The organism is Azospirillum sp. (assembly GCF_035627195.1).
Lineage (GTDB): Bacteria > Pseudomonadota > Alphaproteobacteria > Azospirillales > Azospirillaceae > Azospirillum.
Genome location: NZ_DASPMG010000380.1, coordinates 1 through 16,764, shown reverse-complemented (window position 1 = coordinate 16,764; position 16,764 = coordinate 1). Strand labels below are relative to the sequence as shown.

At 70.4% G+C, this 16,764-nt stretch carries 14 protein-coding genes; 7 read left to right on the top strand and 7 right to left on the bottom strand.

Going from position 1 to position 16,764, the window contains the following annotated elements; translation table 11 throughout:
* Positions 1–30 precede the first annotated feature (30 nt).
* From VED21_RS33200 to VED21_RS33185, 4 genes are all read left to right on the top strand, one after another.
* Positions 31–1,806, top strand: coding sequence for a DUF3369 domain-containing protein (locus VED21_RS33200; RefSeq protein ID WP_324890199.1), 1,776 nt, complete (start codon positions 31–33; stop codon positions 1,804–1,806).
* A gap of 110 nt (positions 1,807–1,916) precedes the next feature.
* Positions 1,917–2,468, top strand: a complete 552-nt coding sequence (locus VED21_RS33195) for a SiaB family protein kinase (RefSeq protein WP_324890198.1) — start codon at positions 1,917–1,919, stop codon at positions 2,466–2,468.
* 7 nt (positions 2,469–2,475) lie between these two features.
* Positions 2,476–2,871 carry a DUF1987 domain-containing protein gene (locus VED21_RS33190; RefSeq protein WP_324890197.1) on the top strand — a complete coding sequence of 132 codons (396 nt, stop codon included), beginning with the start codon at positions 2,476–2,478 and terminating at the stop codon, positions 2,869–2,871.
* Entirely contained in the window at positions 2,868–3,890 is a 1,023-nt protein-coding gene (locus tag VED21_RS33185; RefSeq protein WP_324890196.1) for a sensor histidine kinase, read from the top strand. The genes VED21_RS33190 and VED21_RS33185 overlap by 4 nt, the downstream gene beginning before the upstream one ends.
* Before the next feature lie 9 nt (positions 3,891–3,899).
* On the opposite strand, the gene VED21_RS33180 is transcribed toward VED21_RS33185, so the two are convergent.
* Entirely contained in the window at positions 3,900–4,634 is a 735-nt protein-coding gene (locus VED21_RS33180; protein WP_324890195.1) for a response regulator transcription factor, read from the bottom strand.
* Between the two features lie 174 nt (positions 4,635–4,808).
* Between VED21_RS33180 and VED21_RS33175 the strand changes: the two genes are divergently transcribed.
* Positions 4,809–5,831: an amino acid ABC transporter substrate-binding protein gene (locus VED21_RS33175; RefSeq protein ID WP_324890194.1), complete on the top strand. Its 1,023-nt coding sequence runs from the start codon at positions 4,809–4,811 to the stop codon at positions 5,829–5,831.
* Positions 5,832–5,846: 15 nt separating this feature from the next.
* Here VED21_RS33175 and VED21_RS33170 read toward each other — a convergent pair whose 3' ends face one another.
* Together VED21_RS33170 and VED21_RS33165 are read right to left on the bottom strand one after the other, a co-directional pair.
* Positions 5,847–5,996 carry a hypothetical protein gene (locus VED21_RS33170; protein WP_324890193.1) on the bottom strand — a complete coding sequence of 50 codons (150 nt, stop codon included), beginning with the start codon at positions 5,994–5,996 and terminating at the stop codon, positions 5,847–5,849.
* Entirely contained in the window at positions 5,993–6,301 is a 309-nt protein-coding gene (locus VED21_RS33165) for a hypothetical protein (protein ID WP_324890192.1), read from the bottom strand. Before VED21_RS33165 ends, VED21_RS33170 begins: the two co-directional genes overlap by 4 nt.
* A 222-nt stretch (positions 6,302–6,523) precedes the next feature.
* Here VED21_RS33165 and VED21_RS33160 point away from each other — a divergent pair, with 222 nt between their 5' ends.
* Entirely contained in the window at positions 6,524–8,020 is a 1,497-nt protein-coding gene (locus VED21_RS33160; protein ID WP_324890191.1) for a pentapeptide repeat-containing protein, read from the top strand.
* Between the two features lie 355 nt (positions 8,021–8,375).
* Here the strand turns inward: VED21_RS33160 and VED21_RS33155 are convergent, their stop codons facing one another.
* From VED21_RS33155 to VED21_RS33140, 4 genes are all read right to left on the bottom strand, one after another.
* Positions 8,376–8,621, bottom strand: coding sequence for a hypothetical protein (locus VED21_RS33155; RefSeq protein WP_324890190.1), 246 nt, complete (start codon positions 8,619–8,621; stop codon positions 8,376–8,378).
* A gap of 104 nt (positions 8,622–8,725) precedes the next feature.
* Positions 8,726–14,089, bottom strand: a complete 5,364-nt coding sequence (locus tag VED21_RS33150) for an AMP-binding protein (RefSeq protein WP_324890189.1) — start codon at positions 14,087–14,089, stop codon at positions 8,726–8,728.
* Positions 14,090–14,176: 87 nt separating this feature from the next.
* Positions 14,177–14,887: a 7-cyano-7-deazaguanine synthase QueC gene (gene queC, locus VED21_RS33145; protein WP_324890188.1), complete on the bottom strand. Its 711-nt coding sequence runs from the start codon at positions 14,885–14,887 to the stop codon at positions 14,177–14,179.
* Between the two features lie 395 nt (positions 14,888–15,282).
* The gene (locus VED21_RS33140; RefSeq protein WP_324890187.1) at positions 15,283–15,738 is read right to left on the bottom strand and encodes a MaoC family dehydratase; all 456 of its coding nucleotides are present in this window, start codon (positions 15,736–15,738) and stop codon (positions 15,283–15,285) included.
* A 139-nt stretch (positions 15,739–15,877) separates the two neighbouring features.
* Here VED21_RS33140 and VED21_RS33135 point away from each other — a divergent pair, with 139 nt between their 5' ends.
* Positions 15,878–16,462: a TetR/AcrR family transcriptional regulator gene (locus VED21_RS33135; RefSeq protein WP_324890186.1), complete on the top strand. Its 585-nt coding sequence runs from the start codon at positions 15,878–15,880 to the stop codon at positions 16,460–16,462.
* The last annotated feature ends 302 nt before the right edge of the window (positions 16,463–16,764 follow it).

Genomic DNA, 16,764 nt, shown 5'->3' with positions numbered 1-16,764 from the left:
GCTGAGGGCGCGCAGGACGAAGGTGTGGGGATGAGCATGGCGGTCGACGAGCCTCTGTTCCGCGAGGACGAGGACGAGCTTCCCCCGCCCGCCTTCGCCGAGCCGTGGCCGGTTCTGGTGGTGGACGACGACCCGCAGGTCCACACCATGACCACCGTCCTGCTGCGCGACTTCGAATTCGAAGGACGCCCGTTCGAGGTGGTGAGCGCCCTGTCCGGCGCGGAGGCGCGCGCCGTCCTGGCCAGCCGGCCGGACATTCCCGTCGCACTCCTCGACGTGGTTATGGAGACCGACGACGCGGGCCTGCGCCTCGTCCGTCACATCCGCGAGGACCTCGGCAACGGGCGCATGCGCATCATCCTGCGCACCGGCCAGCCGGGGCAGGCGCCGGAGCGCGACGTGGTCGTCGCCTACGACATCAACGATTACAAGAGCAAGAACGAGCTGACGGCGCAGAAGCTGTTCACCGCGCTGGTCAGCGCGCTCAGGGCGTGGCGCGACATCGTCACCATCGAACGCCACCGCCAGGGGCTGGAGCGCATCCTGAACGCCACCTCGCCGCTGCTGCAGATGCGCTCCATGCGGGCGCTGGTGGACGGGCTGGTCGACCAGCTGCCGCGGGTCATCGACAACGCGCACGGGTCCGTGCTGGCCTGCCGCGACAGCGACCGCGCCGACCTGCCGCGCCAGCTGTGGGTGATCGCCGGCACCGGGCGCTTCGCGCACCTGGCCGGCGTCGCCGGGGCGGAAGGGCTGCCCGCCGACATCCACGCCGCCGTGATGGAGGCGTTCGAGACGCAGCGCAGCGGCTTCGGCCCGCAGCGCTGCGTGCTGGCCTTCCGCACGCTGGAGCACGGCACCACCGTGTTCGTGCTGGAACGGCCGGAGCCCTACACCGAGGACGACCACCGCCTGCTGGACGTGTTCTGTAGCCGCGTCGCCATCGGCTTCGACAACGTCTGCCTGTACGAGGACATGCTGGCCTTCAGCCAGTCGCTGGAAAGGCGCGTGGCCGAGCGCACGGCGGAGCTGGAGGCCAGCCAGCAGGCGCTGATCGCCGCCAAGCGCCGGGTCGAGACGGCCCTGGAGCGCGAGATGGAGGCCAAGCACAACCAGAACCAGTTCCTGGGCATGGTCAGCCACGAGTTCCGCACGCCGCTGGCGGTCATCGACAGCGCGGCCCAGCTGATGGCGTTGCGGGCCGAGCGGGTGGACCCGGAGATGCTGGACCGCCTCGCCGTCGTGCGCAGCAGCGTGCACCGCCTGACCGGCCTGATCGACGCCTACCTGACCGACGAGCGGCTGCAGTCCGGCACGCTGGTGCTGGAGCGGCGCGAGGTCGATCTGGCGGCGCTGCTGGAGACGACGCTGAAGAGCTTCCGCATCGCCTATCCCGGCCACGGCTTCGTGGTCGAACTGGGCGGGCTGCCGCCGCGCATCGCGGCCGACGCGCACCTTCTGGGGCTGGTCTTCACCAACCTGATCGGCAACGCCGTGAAGTACTCCGCCGACACCACGCCGCACGTCACGGTGCGCGGCGGGCGCGACGGCTCCATGGTGGTGGTCGAGGTGGCGGACCGCGGCCGCGGCATTCCGGAGGGCGAGATCCCGCGGCTGTTCGAACGCTTCTTCCGTGGCGTCGGCGCCGCCGGCGTGCCGGGCACCGGCATCGGCCTGCACACGGTCCAGCAGATCGTCCAGCTGCACCAGGGCGCCATCACGGTGGACAGCGTGGTGGGCGAGGGATCGACCTTCCGGGTCGTGCTGCCGGCCACGGCGGGGGACAAAGGATGGGGCAACCGATGATCGCCGACGCGGCGCCGCCGTCAACCAAAAGTTCGCAAACCGAAAGTTCACCGTGGCCCTCGCCCGGCGATGGTGAGATATTGGGCACAAGTGGCAACGGACGACCTTCCATGCTCGGGCAGCAGTACGCCGCGTTCAAACGCGAACTCGACTCCAAGGGAATCATCTTCTCGTTCAGCGGCTACCTGTCGGAGGGCATCCTCTACTCGCTGGGCGAGGCCCTGCGGGAGAAGATGGCGCTGGAGGATGCCGACGGGCCGACCGTGCGCCGCGTCTTTTCGGTGTTCGTCGAGCAGATGCAGAACATCATCCGCTATTCCGCCGAGAAGATCGTCGGGACCGACGGCAAGAACATAGAACTCAGCGCCGGCATGGTGACCATCGGGATGGAGGACAAGATGTTCTTCATCGTCTGCGGCAACACCGTGCGCAACCAGGACGTGCCGCGCCTGCGCGAACGGCTGCACTTCCTGCAGGGGTTGGACAAGGACGCCATCAAGACCTATTACCGCGAGCAGCTTCGCGAAGCCCCGGACGAGGGCAGCCGCGGCGCCACCATCGGCCTGATCGAGATCGCCCGGCGCGCCAGCGCGCCGATCGAGTTCGACTTCCACGCCATGGACGACGAAAAGACCTTCTTCTGCCTGAAAGTCCGGATCTGAGACCGACATGGAACGTTTGACCATCGCGCCGACCGGACGCACCCCGGCGATCGACTTCGATTTCGACGGCGGCGTGCTGCGCCTGAGCGGCGAATCCTACCCGGACGACGTGGCCACTTTCTTCGGGCCGGTGTTCGGCGCGCTGCGTGGCTTCCTGGCCGAGCCGGGCGGCCCGGTCACCTTCGACATCGAGCTGGTGTACTTCAACAGCTCCAGCGCCAAGGCGCTGATGAACATCTTCCAGATGCTGGAGGAAGCCGCCCGCGGCGGCCGCGCGGTCACCGTGAACTGGCGCTTCGAGGACGGCGACGACGCCATGCGCGAGTTCGGCGAGGACTTCTCCGAGGACCTGGAGGACGTGACCTTCAACCTAGTGGAAGGCGGCTCGGGCGGGGCGGCATGAGCTTCAACCTCTTCGACGCCGAAGAGAAGGCCATCGAGCGCGCCAAGGCGCTGGGCGAACGGATCGCGCTGGACGCGCCGGAGTGCAGCGCCGGCTTCAACGAGCTTCTGGAGGCGTTCACCCGCAGCTACCGCGAGCAGCGCCGTCTGGTGCGCTTCAGCGACCGGCTGCAGGGCCAGCTCGCCACCCTGAACCAGGAGCTGGAACGCCGCCGGCAGGAGGCGGAGACCGCGCTGGCCCGCCTGCAGGAGGCACAGGAGGTGCTGGTCCAGTCGGAGAAGCTGGCCTCGCTGGGCGCCCTGGTGGCCGGCGTGGCGCACGAGATCAACACGCCGGTGGGCATCGCCGTGTCCTGCGCCTCCCACCTCGCCGACGCGACGGGCAAGCTGAAGGCGCTGACCGAGCAGGGCGGCCTGGGCCGCAACGACTTCAACCGCTACCTCGCCACCGCGACCGACACGACCGCGCTGATCCTCGCCAACTGCGAGCGCGCGGCGCAGCTCATCAACAGCTTCAAGCAGGTGGCCGTCGACCGTGCCAGCGCCGAGCGGCGCGGCTTCGCGCTGAACGCCTACATCCAGGAGACGCTGGTCAGCCTGCAGCCCAGGCTGCGCCAGGGCAACCACGCGGTGTCGGTGGACTGCCCGCCGGGCCTGACGGTGGACGGCTTCCCCGGCGCCCTGTCGCAGATCCTCACCAACCTCGTGATGAACTCGCTCCAGCACGGGTTCGGGCCGGAGCACGAGGGGCGGATCGCCATCACCGTGACGCAGCCCGATCCGGACACGGTGGTGCTGGCCTACGCCGACGACGGCCGGGGCATCCCGGCGGAGATCATGCCGAAGGTCTTCGACCCCTTCTTCACCACGCGCCGCGGCGAGGGCGGCAGCGGCCTGGGCCTGCACGTGGTGCACAACCTCGTGGTCGGGCCGCTGAAGGGCGGCATCACGGTGGGCGGCGCGCCGGGGCGGGGGGCGCTGTTCACCATCACCTTCCCGCGCGTGGCGCCGGGGGCGTAGGGCCGCCCGTCACACCATCCGCACCGGCGCGGAGAAGACATAGCCGACGCCGTGCACCGACTTCAGCGGCGGCGTCTCGCCCACAGCGCCTTCCATCTTGTGGCGCAGGCGGCCGACGACGGTGTCGATCGAGCGGTCCTCGGGGTTCCAGCGGCGGTTGTAGATGGCCAGCGAGATCTGGTCGCGCGACGCCGGCTGGCGCGCCTGCCCGGCCAGCAGCGTGATCAGCTTCATCTCCGTGCTGGTCAGGGCGACGCGCACGCCGGCCGGGCTGGTGATCGACCAGTCGGTGGTGTTCAGCAGCCAGCGCGGCTCGTCGTCCGCGGATCCCGTCTCGGCGGCCGGGGCGCTGGCCGCCGGGCGCGCGACGGGGGTGCCGTCCAGCCGGCGCAGCAGCGATTTGACCTGCGCCTCCAACTCGCGCATCTCCACCGGCTTCACGAGGTAGGCGTCGGCGCCGATTTCCAGCCCGACGACGCGGTCGACCGTGGAACCGCGCGCCGTCACCATGATGACGCCGGTGCCGCGCCCGTCGCGCAGGCGCGCGGCGATCTTGAAGCCGTCCTCGCCCGGCAGGTTGACGTCCAGGATGGCGATGGCGACGGAGCGGGTGGCGAGGTGGTCGTCCAGTTCGCGCCCGTTCTTGGCGCCGACCGCGTCGAATCCGCAGCCGCGCAGGTATTCCACCATGTCGCGGCGCAGCGAAGCCTCATCCTCAACCACGACGATCACAGGAGTGGACATGCTTCAATCGACCCCGTGGCGGTAAACCACCTCTGCACGAACAGTCGCATCCATACTAGTGCATGCGCGGATATGCAAGCCTGCCGTCGCCCGGTGCAATGCGCTATCATCCGCCCGCCTGCCGGGACGGGGCACCCGGGGGCGGTTTCCAAGGGGCGACGGGGGAATGCGGCGATGCGGCGAAAAATTTCGCTGATGCTGATCGGATTGTTCATGGCGGTGAGTGTATTCGGTCCGGCGCAGGCGTCCAGGCTGGATGAAATCCGCGAGCGCGGCACGCTGCGCTGCGGCGTTACGCCGCTGGGTGAATCGCTGACCGCGCGCGACGTCGAGGGACGGTTCGTCGGCTTCTACCCCGACTTCTGCCGGGCCATCGCCACCGCCGTCACCGGCGGCACCGACACGGTGGAGTTCGTGCTGGTCGGCACCAACAACCGCTTCGACGCCATCCGTTCGCCGGACCTGGACGTGCTGGTGGAGGCCACCACCTGGACGCTGTCGCGCGCCACCGGCATGGGGCTTTCCTTCACGGCGCCCTACCTGTTTGACGGCCAGGCGTTCCTGGTGAGCCGCAAGGCCAGGTACCGGCACATCCCCGACCTGAAGGGCGCGTCCGTATGCGTGGAGGGCGACTCGACGTCGCTGGAGAACCTCAAGGCCTACAACACGGCCAAGGGCCTCGGCCTAAAAATCATGGAGTTCTCGACCATCGAGGCGGCGTTCAGCGCGCTGGTGGAGCGGCGGTGCGATGCCGTTAGCACGGACTACACGATCCTCGCCTCGATCATGCTGTCGCTGGCGTCCAACCCGTCGGAGTTCGCCCTGCTTCCCGAACTGATCAGCAAGGAGCCGCTGACCCCCGTGGTGCGGGCCGGCGACGAGGCGTGGGCCAACGTCGTGCGCTGGGTCGTCCACGCCACCCTGGAGGCGGAGGAGATGGGCATCACCGCGGCCAACGCCGACCGCCTGCGCAAGGAGGGTCCGCCGGAGGTGCGGCGTTTCCTGGGCGCCGAGCCCGGCTTCGGCCGGACGCTCGGCCTCGACGACGCGTGGGCGTACCGCGTGGTCAAGGCGGTCGGCAACTATGGCGAGATCTTCGCGCGCAACCTGGGGGAGGGCTCGCGCCTCAAGCTGCCGCGCGCCGCCAACGCCCTGTGGCGCGACGGCGGCCTGCTGTGGGCGCCGCCGATGCGGTGAGCTCGACCTTGGCATTCATGCCGGATGGCAGGCGGCCTCGCCGAGGCGGTCGATGAAGGGGGACGGGATTTCCTTGCCGCGGCGGGTGAACAGCGCGGTGGCGACGTCGTGCTGGCGCGCAGCTATGCGGCCAGCGACCTCGACCGCCCGCGTCACCGGCCTCAAACCGCCTCCACCGGTGAAACGATGGCCACGGACCGCAACGCCACGCGCGCCACGCGGTAGCGCGGGCGGCGCGGCGCCACGGCCCGGTGTGCCCGGCGGCGGCGGCTGGCGTCGAGCAGGACGCGCGCCACCTCCTCCTCGCCGACCGGGCGGCCGGCTTGGCCGGAGACGAGGCTGGCGGTTTCCAGGAGGGCGAGCTGGTGGGCCACCGGTCCGTCGATGCGCTTGGCCGCCGCGGTCGCCAACGCTTCGGCGTAGAACGACAGGATCATCGCCCTCAACCACTCGTCCGCCTGCTTCACCATCGCCGTTCTCCCGACGCGTTCCACGCAGCCCGAAACGTCAACTGGGAAGCGATTCGGCCGGCCGCTATGGCGCTTAGCGGATAGGACCGTGTCCGCCGGACGCCCTATGCGGGCGCGACAAATTGCGCGTGGTGGGAAGGAACACGGCGGGCGATGACTTTCTTCGCGTATCGACGCTAAGATCCTTGCACCCTCACCATCAGCGCTGCGGAACCCCTGCGTATGTCGGAACGCACCCAGGCCGAGATCGAAACCATCAAGGCCGCCCTCATGGGCCACCAGAACTGGCTCAAGCGCAAGGGCGGCAAGCGCGCCGACCTCAGCTTCAAGAACCTGTCCGGCCTCAACCTGGAAAAGATGAACCTGTCGGGGGCCAAGCTGTCGGGGGCGACCTTCGTCGGCTCGCGCCTCGCCGGCGCCGACCTCAGCCAGACCGACCTGTTCGGCGCCGACCTGGAGGGGGCGAACCTGACCGGCGCCAATCTGGCCGGGGCCGACCTGCGCGGCGCCAACCTGCACCGCGCGGCGCTGACCGACGCCATCCTGCGCGGCGCCGACCTGCGCGCCGGCGCGATCATGAGCGACGGCGGGGCGGCCAAGGGCGGCGGGCAGACGAAGCTGACCGAGGCGAAGCTGGAACGCTCGATCCTCAACGGTGCCAACTTCGCCGGCTGCGATCTGTCGGGCGCCGACCTCAACGACGCCGACCTGTCCGGCGCCGAACTGACGGGCGCCGTGCTGGTCGGCACCGATCTGGCCGGCGCCACGCTGGACGGCGCCACCTTCGGCAACACGGTCATCGACGCGGCCGCGCTCAGCCAGACCTACATCCCCTTCGCCCTGCCGGCCAACGCGCTGGCCCAGCCCACCTACCGGGAGGTGGCCGCCGCCGACTTCCTGGCGATGGTGGTGGAGCACGAGCGCTGGGTCGAGACCGAGGGGCGCGAGGGCAAGCGGCTGGACGCCGACCTGCTGTCGGTGACCGGCTCCGACATCGGCGGGCGCATCCTGTCGGCCGCCCGGCTGCGCCGCTGCCGCTTCCCGCGCGCCAAGTGGCGCGGGGTCGATCTGCAGATGGCCGACCTGTCCTACACCGACCTGGAGGGCGCCGACCTCGCCGAGGCCGACCTGCGCGGCGCCACCCTGCGCCGGGCGCGGCTGGCCGCCGCCAAGCTGGGCAAGGCCGACGCGCGCCCGCTGCACCTTGCCGGCGGCCGGGCGTGGCCGGCGAACTTCGACAGCGCCGATTTGTCCTTCGCCGACCTGCGGGGCGCCCAGATGGCCGAGGCGGTGACGGGCAGCGCCAAGATGGACGGCGCCAAGCTGGACGGCAGCGGCCTCAGCGTGCCGGAGACGACGGGCGCCGCCCCGCCGCCGCGCCCGACCTCGCCCACCGAGCGGCGCCGGCACAAGCGCTTCTCGCGCCCGGTGCTGATGCTGCAGGACGACCGCGGCGCGCACCACAGCCGCAACTGGTCGGTCGCCGGCCTGTGCGTGCGCGTCTACGACCAGGAGAACCCCTACCAGCCGGGTGAGGTGATCCGCGGCCGCCTCATCCTGGGCGACCGGATGGACGTGACGGCACCGGTGGAGTGCACGGTCATCCGCAACCAGGTCGCCAAGGGGCAGGTGTCGTTGAAGTTCAACGGCATGAACGACGAACTCAAGACGCTGCTTAAGATCGCCTTCGCCGACTACCAGCGTTTGACGTCGGGGTAACTTTATCCCTTCCCGCGGCCCAGCATCTATGGGATGCACACATCTTTTAGTCGACAGTAACGCATTGATGCAGGGAAGAAAAAAGCCCCTCTCCCTTGAGGGGGCGACGCCGAAGGGCGTCGCGGTTGGGGTGAGGGTGATTACGGCCGGATGGCCGGATAAGAAGACTCATTTTCCCGCCATCCGGCGGTAATGACCCCTCATCCCAACCCTTCTCCCGCTTTCAGCGGATGCCAAAGGCATCCGCCTGTCGCGGCAGCCGGATCGAAGATCCGGCGAGAGCGAGGGGAGAAGGGCTTATACAGCGTCCGCCATGATGTGTGCATCGCGTAGCAGCGGGGCCGGGAGAGGGTGTTTAAAGCTTGTTCCGGCCGTCGGGGTCCTGGCTGTCGGCGTAGGGCTTGCCGTCCGGCGTCTTGGCCTCGACGTGGCGCCCCTCCTTCTGTGCCTTCAACCGCTCGCTGATGCCGGCGGCGCCGGTGTCCGGCGCGTCGGGGTCGGCGCTGCGGCGGGGGGCGCGGGTCTCGTCGATGCCCTGGTCGCGCTGGTTGTGGTCGGGGTGGCCGGGAACCTGCGGGGTTTTCTGGCTCTCGTGCGCCATGGCTCGTCTCCGTCTCGCAGGGGGAGGGAGTCCTGCCAACCGGACGCGGTGCGCGGAGTTCCCCCCGCGCACCGGCCCATGGCTATTCGGCGGCTGTTCGGCGGCTATTCGGCCCGCATGCGCCCGGCCCAGGCGATCAGCAGCTCGTCGCGCGACTTCAGGCCGGGTTCGGGCAGGGCGTGGTTGACCACCGCCTTGGACGCACCGCCGGTGGCCTCCGGCAAGCGGTTCTCCCACATGGCCTGATGCAGGGTCGGCAACGTCTCCCAATCGCCCAGGTGCGTGGCCGGGACCTTGACGGCGCCCGACGCGATGACGCGGTTCAGCCCGGCGATTTCCGCCGCGTTGGACAGGTGGGTGCCGATGATCGACGCGGTCGGCATCAGGATGCGGCGCTGGCGCATCCACACCTGCGGGGCGTAGAAGCTGTACCTGCGCCCAACGCCATCCGGGGCCATGTCGCCGCAGTAGACGACACGGCCCGTGCTGGGCTTGACCAGCATGGTGGAGACGAACAGCGTGTCGCGCCGTGCCCGCTCCACCACCACGTCCGGCATGCCGCGCGGGTTGTCGGCGGAACGCAGGATGCGGCCCACCGCCTGGCCCAGCGGCTTGAATGTCTCCTCCGTCATCAGGCGCACGGCCTCCTTGAAGGCGGCCGTCTCCTTCTGCGGGTCGGGCAGGTCGGGCATGGTGTCCGGCCAGACGAAGTGCGGCACGCGGCGGCGGATCTCCGCCAGCGACACCGCCCCCGCCAGCGCCTCGCCATAGCCCAGCGACAGCACGAAGTCGCGCTCCGCGTCCTGGTCGGTGACGACGCAGACGCGGGCACCAGCCTCCCGCGCCGCCTCGATGGCCGACAGCGCCATGTCGTCGCGCAGGCCCACCGCACCCGCCCCGTAGAACACCAGCACCGTCTCGCCCGGCTTCAGCCGCGCCCGGCGCAGCATCTCTGCCGGCTCGGCCGATCCCGGCTTGCCGAGGAAGGTCATGTGGTAGCCGCTGGACGCGCCGAAGAAGGTCAGCGCTCCCCCCTCGGCCAGCGCCTGGAAGCTGCGCGGGAAGGTCGTCTCGCCGGCATGGCTGACGGCGTAGTCGACCAACGCGCCGCCGTTGGCCGCGCGCACGGAGTCGAGGAAGCCGGAGCCGGCCTGCTCCCACGCCGCCCACTGCGTCGGGTCGGCCGGGATGCGGGTGAAGGCGGCGTCGAAGGCCGCGCGGTCCACCGCCTCCGCACCACGGGCGCGCAGCGCCTCGGCGCGACGGGGCGACGACACCATGCCGGTGACGCGCATGCGCCGGGCGAGCGCCAGCTCCACCGCCCAGGCGCCGGTGCCGCCCAAGGCACCCTCCACCAGCAGCCGCCCGCCGGGGCGCACGTCCAGTGCCGTGAACAGCGCGCGGTAGGCGGTGCCGGCGGCCAGCATGTAGCTTCCCGCCTCCTCCAGCGTCAGGCCCGGCGGCAGGGGGAAGAGCTGCGGCCCGTCGGCCAGCATGAATTGCTGGTGGCTGCCGTCCGGCGACTGGTAGCCCTGGATGTGGAAGTCGGTGAACATGGGGTCCGCCCCGGCTTCCGGGTCCAGCAGGTCGGACACGCCGGAATAGACGGCCACGAGGTCGCCGACGTTCAGCCGCCCCTGCGCCTGCAGCGCCTCGCCCAGCCGCGCCACCAGCGCGACACCGCCGGAACCGGTGACGTGCACGTCCTCGTCATGCTCGTCGAACAGCGAGATGGGGATGCCGGTCAGCGCCCAGACGTCGTTGTAGTTCACCTCCGACGCCAGGACGTAGAGCAGCGCCTGGTTGGGGCCGGGCTCCGGCACCGGGACGACGACCTCCACCTCGGCGTCCTGAGGGTCGCCGTGCGCGGCGGCACCCGTTTCCAGGTCGCGGACGACGGCCTGCGCCAGTTGCCACGTGGGCAGCGGTGTGGCGCCTGGGAAGAAGGGGCTGCCGATGGGCAGCACGCCGTCGCGGTCCTGCCGGCGCGGGCGGGCGGGCAGGGGCGGGGACTTCTTCTCCAGGAACAGCGCGATGCCCTTCTTGGCGCCGTTCTCCGCGTCCAGCAGGAAGCGCGCGAAGGCGTCGACCTCGGCCGCCGAGCCGGCGTCGAAGCCCTGTTCCAGGCCCGTGCGGACCAGCGCCACGATGGTGTCGGCGACCGGGCCGCGGCCGACGCCATGGGCTTGGCGGAGGAGGCGGGCGATCGTGGGCGACGCGTGCCCCCACCCGGCGCCTTCGGCGCCACCCTCCCCCGCTGCGCAGGGGAGGGTTGTAGGGGCAAGCGCCATCTCCCGCGCCATACCCTTCGCGAGCGTCAGCGCGTCGTCCGCGCCGCGGGCGATGACGTCGACCAAGCCGTAGTCCAGCGCCGTTTCCGCGCCCACCTGACGGCCGGACAGCAGGATCTCCAGCGCGCGCTCCAGGCCCCGCTCCGCATCCTTGCGCAGCAGCAGGCGCGGCAGGCGCTGCGTGCCGCCGTAGCCGGGCGGCAGGAACAGGTTGATCTCCGGCTGGCCGAGCCGCGCGCGCGGGTCGGCGACGCGCAGGTGGCAGGCCATCGCCAGCTCGCAGCCGCCGCCCAGCGCCACGCCGCGGATGGCGGCGATCACCGGCTTGTCCAGCGTCTCCAGCGCGCGGAACACGGCGTGCGCCTTGGCGGGCAGGGCGCGGGCCTCCTCCGCGTCGTGCACCTCGTCGGCCAGCTGGCGGATGTCGGCGCCGGCCACGAAGCTCTTGCCGCCGGCCCCGGTGATGACGACGGCGCGGATGTCCGTACGGCGCCTCAGGTGGCCGACCAGCGTGTCCAACTCGTCCAGCAGGCGGTCGGACAGGGCGTTGACCGGCGGGTTGTCGATGGTCACCGTCGCCATGCGGATGCCGTCGGCGAGCGTGTCGTACTGGATGGACAGGAAGCGCTGGCGCTCCAGCAGTTTCTGTTCGTCGGCGCGCTGCTGGCCGCGCTTCCACGCCTCGATCTTCGCGCGCAGGTCCGGCAGGCATTCGGGGTTGCGCAGGGTGGAGGTGTCGCCCAGGTCCTCGTCGTTCATCATGGCCGTCAGGAAGCGGCGCATGTACTTGCCCGACCGCGTCTCGGGGAAGGCTGGCACGGTGATGACGTCGGACGGCACGGCGACGGCACCCTTCTCCTGCCGCACGAGGTCCTTCAGGCGCCGCTCGTCGTCGCCGGTCAGGCTCTTGCCCTTGGCGGGCAGGACGAAGGCGACGGGGGTCAGGCCCTTCTCCCGGTGCGGGGCGCCGACGACGATGACGTTGCCGACGGGGCTGTCCGGGTTGATCTGCTTGTCGCGCAGGATGGCGCCCTCGATCTCCTCCGTCCCCATGCGGTGGCCGGAGACGTTGATCACGTCGTCGGAGCGGCCGTGCAGGCTGAAGGACCCGTCCGCGTACCGGCGCGCGAAGTCGCCCTGCAGGTAGGCCCACACCGGCCGGCCCGCCGCGTCGCGGAAGCGGCCGAAATAGGTCTTCACGAACCGCTCGAAATCGCCCTTCCACCCCGGCGTCCCCACGGCCTCCGCGTCGCCCCAGATGGTGCGGGCGAGGTAGGGGTAGGGGGCGGCCACCACGATCTCCCCCTTCTCCTCCAGCTCCGCCGGGCGGCAGGCGAAGCGACCCTGCGCGTCCGCCTCGCCCTCCGTCACCCACACGTCGCCCATCACCCAGGGCAGCGGGTAGGTGTGGGCGTCGGCGCGTAGGCGCTGGTCGGCGTTGCCGTAGGGGTGGGTCCAGACGATGCCGCCGTGCTCCGTCGCCCAGTAGGAGTTGATGTACTGCGGCGTCATCACCTGCATGCCGAAGGCCTGCACGGCGGGGCTGGTCGGCTCGGCGCAGAAGGTGGCAACGCGCAGGGTGGAGCGGTCGTAGCGCTCCACGTCCGCGCGGTTCTCCGGGTGCGTCATGACGGTCTTCAGGAAGGTCACGCCCGCCTTGAAGATCGTCACCTTGTGCCGCTCGATGATGGAGGCGAAGCGGCCGGCGTTGGGGAACACCGGTGCCCCTTCCGTCACGATGCCGGGGATGCGCGCGGCCAGGCTGGCGGTGATCAGGTAGCTCTGCCCGGTGATCCAGCCGGGGTCGGCGACCACGTAGATGACGTCGCGGCCGGGCAGGGCGTCGAACGACACCGCCATGGTGTGCGCCAGCCCCGCCACATAGCCGCCGTGCACGTGCACCACGCCCTTGGGCTTTCCGGTGGAGCCGGAGGTGTAGATGATGAACAGCGGGAACTCGGCGTCCACCGGAACGCAGGGCACCGCCTTCCACAGCGCGGCGCACAGGGCGCGGTCGGGCAGGGCGCGGAGATCCGCCATGCCCGCCACCCCGGCGGCGGCGCAGACGGCGCGCTCGGCCTCCGCCAGCAACTCGTGCGCCCAGACGTCGCGGCCCTCCACCCAGGCGATTTCCGGCAGGGCGGCGTGGCGGACGACGATGACCTTTTCCACGCGCGGCGGCGCCTGGGTCAGCGCCTCGGCCACGCTGGCGCGCAGGTCGGCGATGGCCCCGGCGTCCAGGCCGCCGCGCTTGTCCAGCGCCTTGCCCAGCTCGCGCATCACGTCGGCCGGGGCCACGGTGATCTCGCCTTCCAGCCCCTGGCGCACGGCGTCCACCAGCGCGGCGGCGTCGGCGCCCGCCTTCTCCCCCACCACCCGCTCGACGATCGCCAGCGCGGCCGGCAGCGCCACGAAGCGGTCGAGCGCCGGGTCGGTGTACGCCTCCTTGAACGCCGCCATCTCGGCGTTGCGGGACGCGCCGTCGGCGGTGATGACGACGCGCGCCCCGGCGTTCTCGATACGGTCGGACAGCGTCTTGTCGGAGAAGCCGCCGAAGACGGGCGTGTAGATCACGCCGATGCGCTTGGCCCCCTCGGTCCAGACGATCTGGTCGAGGATGTTCGGCATGTTCAGCGCGATGCGGTCGCCCTGGCCGAGGCCCAGCGCCTTCAGCGCCTGCGCCGCCAGCACGGAACGGACCAGCAGTTCCCGCCGCGTCAGCGTCACGTGGTGCACCGGCCCGCCGCGCCCGCCGTTGGCGGCGGCGTCCCAGCGGTCGCCCTCGTACCAGTAGGCGGGCTCGGCGCCGAATCCGGCCAGCACGTGGCGGTCCACCTCGTTGAAGGCGGCGTTGGTCAGGGCGCCGGAGAACCAGCGGTAGAAGGGCGCCTCGCCGTCGTCGAACGCCGTCGTCCAGGGCTTCCAGTCCGCCCGCTCGGCCGGTTCGCCGGTGGCGGCGTCCCAGCCGCGCCAGACGCCGTCCGCCGCGCGCGTCAGCCACGCGGTGCCGTCGAACCAGTGGATGGTCCGGGCCGCGATGTCGCCATGGAACGCGCCCGGATCGCTCTCGCACGCCGCGCGCATACGTTGCCAGTCGTCCGCCGTGCGGATCGGGTTGACCGTGGCGTCCTGCGGCAGCGGCGGGGTGAACACCTCCGTGACGGCGGCGTCGTCCATGTTCTCCTCCCTCTTGTTCGTGGCCGCGTGCGGCGGCGCGCCCACTATAGCGCGCCGCCGGGCAGACGGTTCAAGGGGGCGGATCGTTCAAGAGGCGGAGGATTCCCGATACCGCGCATAGCCGTCGGCGCGCAGGCGGCAGGCCGGGCAGGCACCGCAGCCGTACCCCCAGTCGTGCAGCTCCTTGCGTTCGCCCAGGTAGCAGGTGTGCGTCTCCTCGCGAATCAGCTCGACCAGCGCGGCGGCGCCCAGCGTCTCGGACAGGCGCCACGTGGCGGCCTTGTCGATCCACATCAGCGGGGTGTGCAGCACGAAGCGGCTGTCCATGCCGATGTTGAGGGCCACCTGCATGGCCTTGATCGCGTCGTCGCGGCAGTCCGGATAGCCGGAGAAGTCGGTCTCGCACATGCCGCCGACGATGTGGCGCAGCCCCCGGCGGTAGGCGAGCGCCGCCGCGAAGGCCAGGAAGATCAGGTTGCGGCCGGGCACGAAGGTGTTGGGCAGGCCGTTGGCGCCCATGGCGATCTCGGTCTCGCGGGTCAGCGCCGTGCTGGCGATGGCGCCCAGCGCCTCCAGGTCGATGGTGTGGTCCTCGCCCAGGCGGGCGCCCCAGGCCGGGAACCCCGCCGCCAGCCGGGCGCGCACGCGGGCGCGGCAGGCCAGTTCCACGGCGTGGCGCTGTCCGTAATCGAACCCCAGCGTCTCGACCCGTTCGAAGCGGTCGAGCGCCCAGGCCAGGCAAACCGTCGAATCCTGCCCGCCCGACAGCAGAACCAGCGCACCATCCCCTGCCGCCATCGCCGCCTCCCGTCTTCACACGCTGTGCCACACACGCTGCGCCACCCAACAGCAGGCGCGCGCCGCTGTCCAGCGGTCAAGATGTCCGGCCTATTCAAAAGGCGTAGAGTTTAGCCAGGATATATGACGTTTGATGTGTCGGCCGGCGGCGAAAGGCGGGTGGCTGCTATAACCAAAGATGTCTTCAGAAAAACTGTGGGCTTTGGCATAAAACGGGCACGCGAGATCGAACGGAATGCCGGGTCGGTTTCGGGGGGAGGAAAACGCAAACCAAAGACCAAAATAAACGCAGGACTTAAGCCCGGTGCCATAGTCACCGGGCTTTATCTTTTTGTGATCCTTTTATTTCGAAGGGATGACGGTGCTCCTGGCGGTGGTATGACCAGCCGGGTGCGTCATTCCGCCGCTTCCGCCGGCTGGCGCACGGGAACCAGCAGGTTGGCGACCAGACGCTGCACCACCTCGCCCTTTTGGTTGTAGGTGGTCGTCCGGATGCGTGCGATGCCGCGGTCGGGGCGGCTGGTCAGGCGCTTTTCCAGCACCTCGCTTTCAACCCGCAGGGTGTCGCCCGGCCGCGTCGCCGTCGGCCACGCCACTTCGTCCACGCCCAGCCCGACGAAGCCGCCGGCCAGGCGCCCCTCGCCGCCGACGATCATTTTCATGGTCAGCGCCGCCGTGTGCCAGCCGCTGGCCGCCAGGCCACGGAAGATGCTCGCCTCCGCCGCCGCGGCGTCGAGGTGGAAGGGCTGCGGATCGAACTGCCGGGCGAAGGCGACGATGTCCTCCTCGGTCACCGTGACCGGTCCGCCGGCGTGACGGTCGCCGATGTTCAGGTCGTCGTAATACCGCATGCTCAACCCTCCCGTGGATGCGATGCCGCTTTCCCGCGCGGCCCTGTGGGTGTATGGTAGAGACAGGTCTGTCTCATGGCTGTGGATGATAGAGACAGGTCTGTATCATTGTCAACACGCTTCAAGACGGATTTGCGGCATGGCGGAGACGGCACAGAAACCGGCGCGGGAGCGGATCCTGGAGACGGCGACCGACCTGTTCTACCGCGAGGGCATCCGCTCGGTCGGCGTGGACACCATCATCGCCCGCTCCGGCGTGGCGAAGATGAGCCTGTACCGGAACTTCCCTTCCAAGGACGATCTGGTCTGCGCGTGGCTGGAGGACACCCGGCGCCGCTTCTGGGGCTGGTGGGACGGCATCATGGCGCGCGCGCCCGGCGATCCGCGCGCCCAGGTCGCGGCGCTGTTCACCGCGCTGGGCAAGTGGCGGGCGCACCCGGCCTTCCGCGGCTGCCCGTTCCTGAACACGCTGACCGAGTACCGCGACACCGGACACCCCGGCCGCGCTATCGCCGAGGCGCACCAGCGCGCGGTGCGCGGCCGCTTCGCCGAACTGGCGGCCATGGCCGGCGCGCGGGAACCGGACCTGCTGGCCGACCAGCTGATGATCCTGCTGCACGGCGCCTACGCCAGCGGCCCCTGCGCCTCGGCGGAGGTGTCCGTGCGGACGCTGGTCAGCGCCGCCGATGCGCTGCTGGACGCGGCATGCTCGCCGGCGCGGTAGCCCGAGTTCCCACCGGGGAGCGCGCCAACCCGCAGCGGAGTGGAACGAAGACAGAGCCCCTCTCCCCTGGCGGGAGAGGGGTTGGGGAGAGGGGGATCCCCGGCGTCAGCCGGGATATGAATCTCTTCCGGGCATCCGCCCGTAACCACCCTCTCCCCACCCCCTCCCCCGCCAAGGGCTATCGCATGTAAGCAAAGAGTTCGAAGAAGAATTCTTCGCTTATCATGGCCCTGAACATTTTCAGGCTCATTGACCGGTCCAACGGGTGCGCCCGCAAGATGTTCTGAGCCAAGCGCCGGATG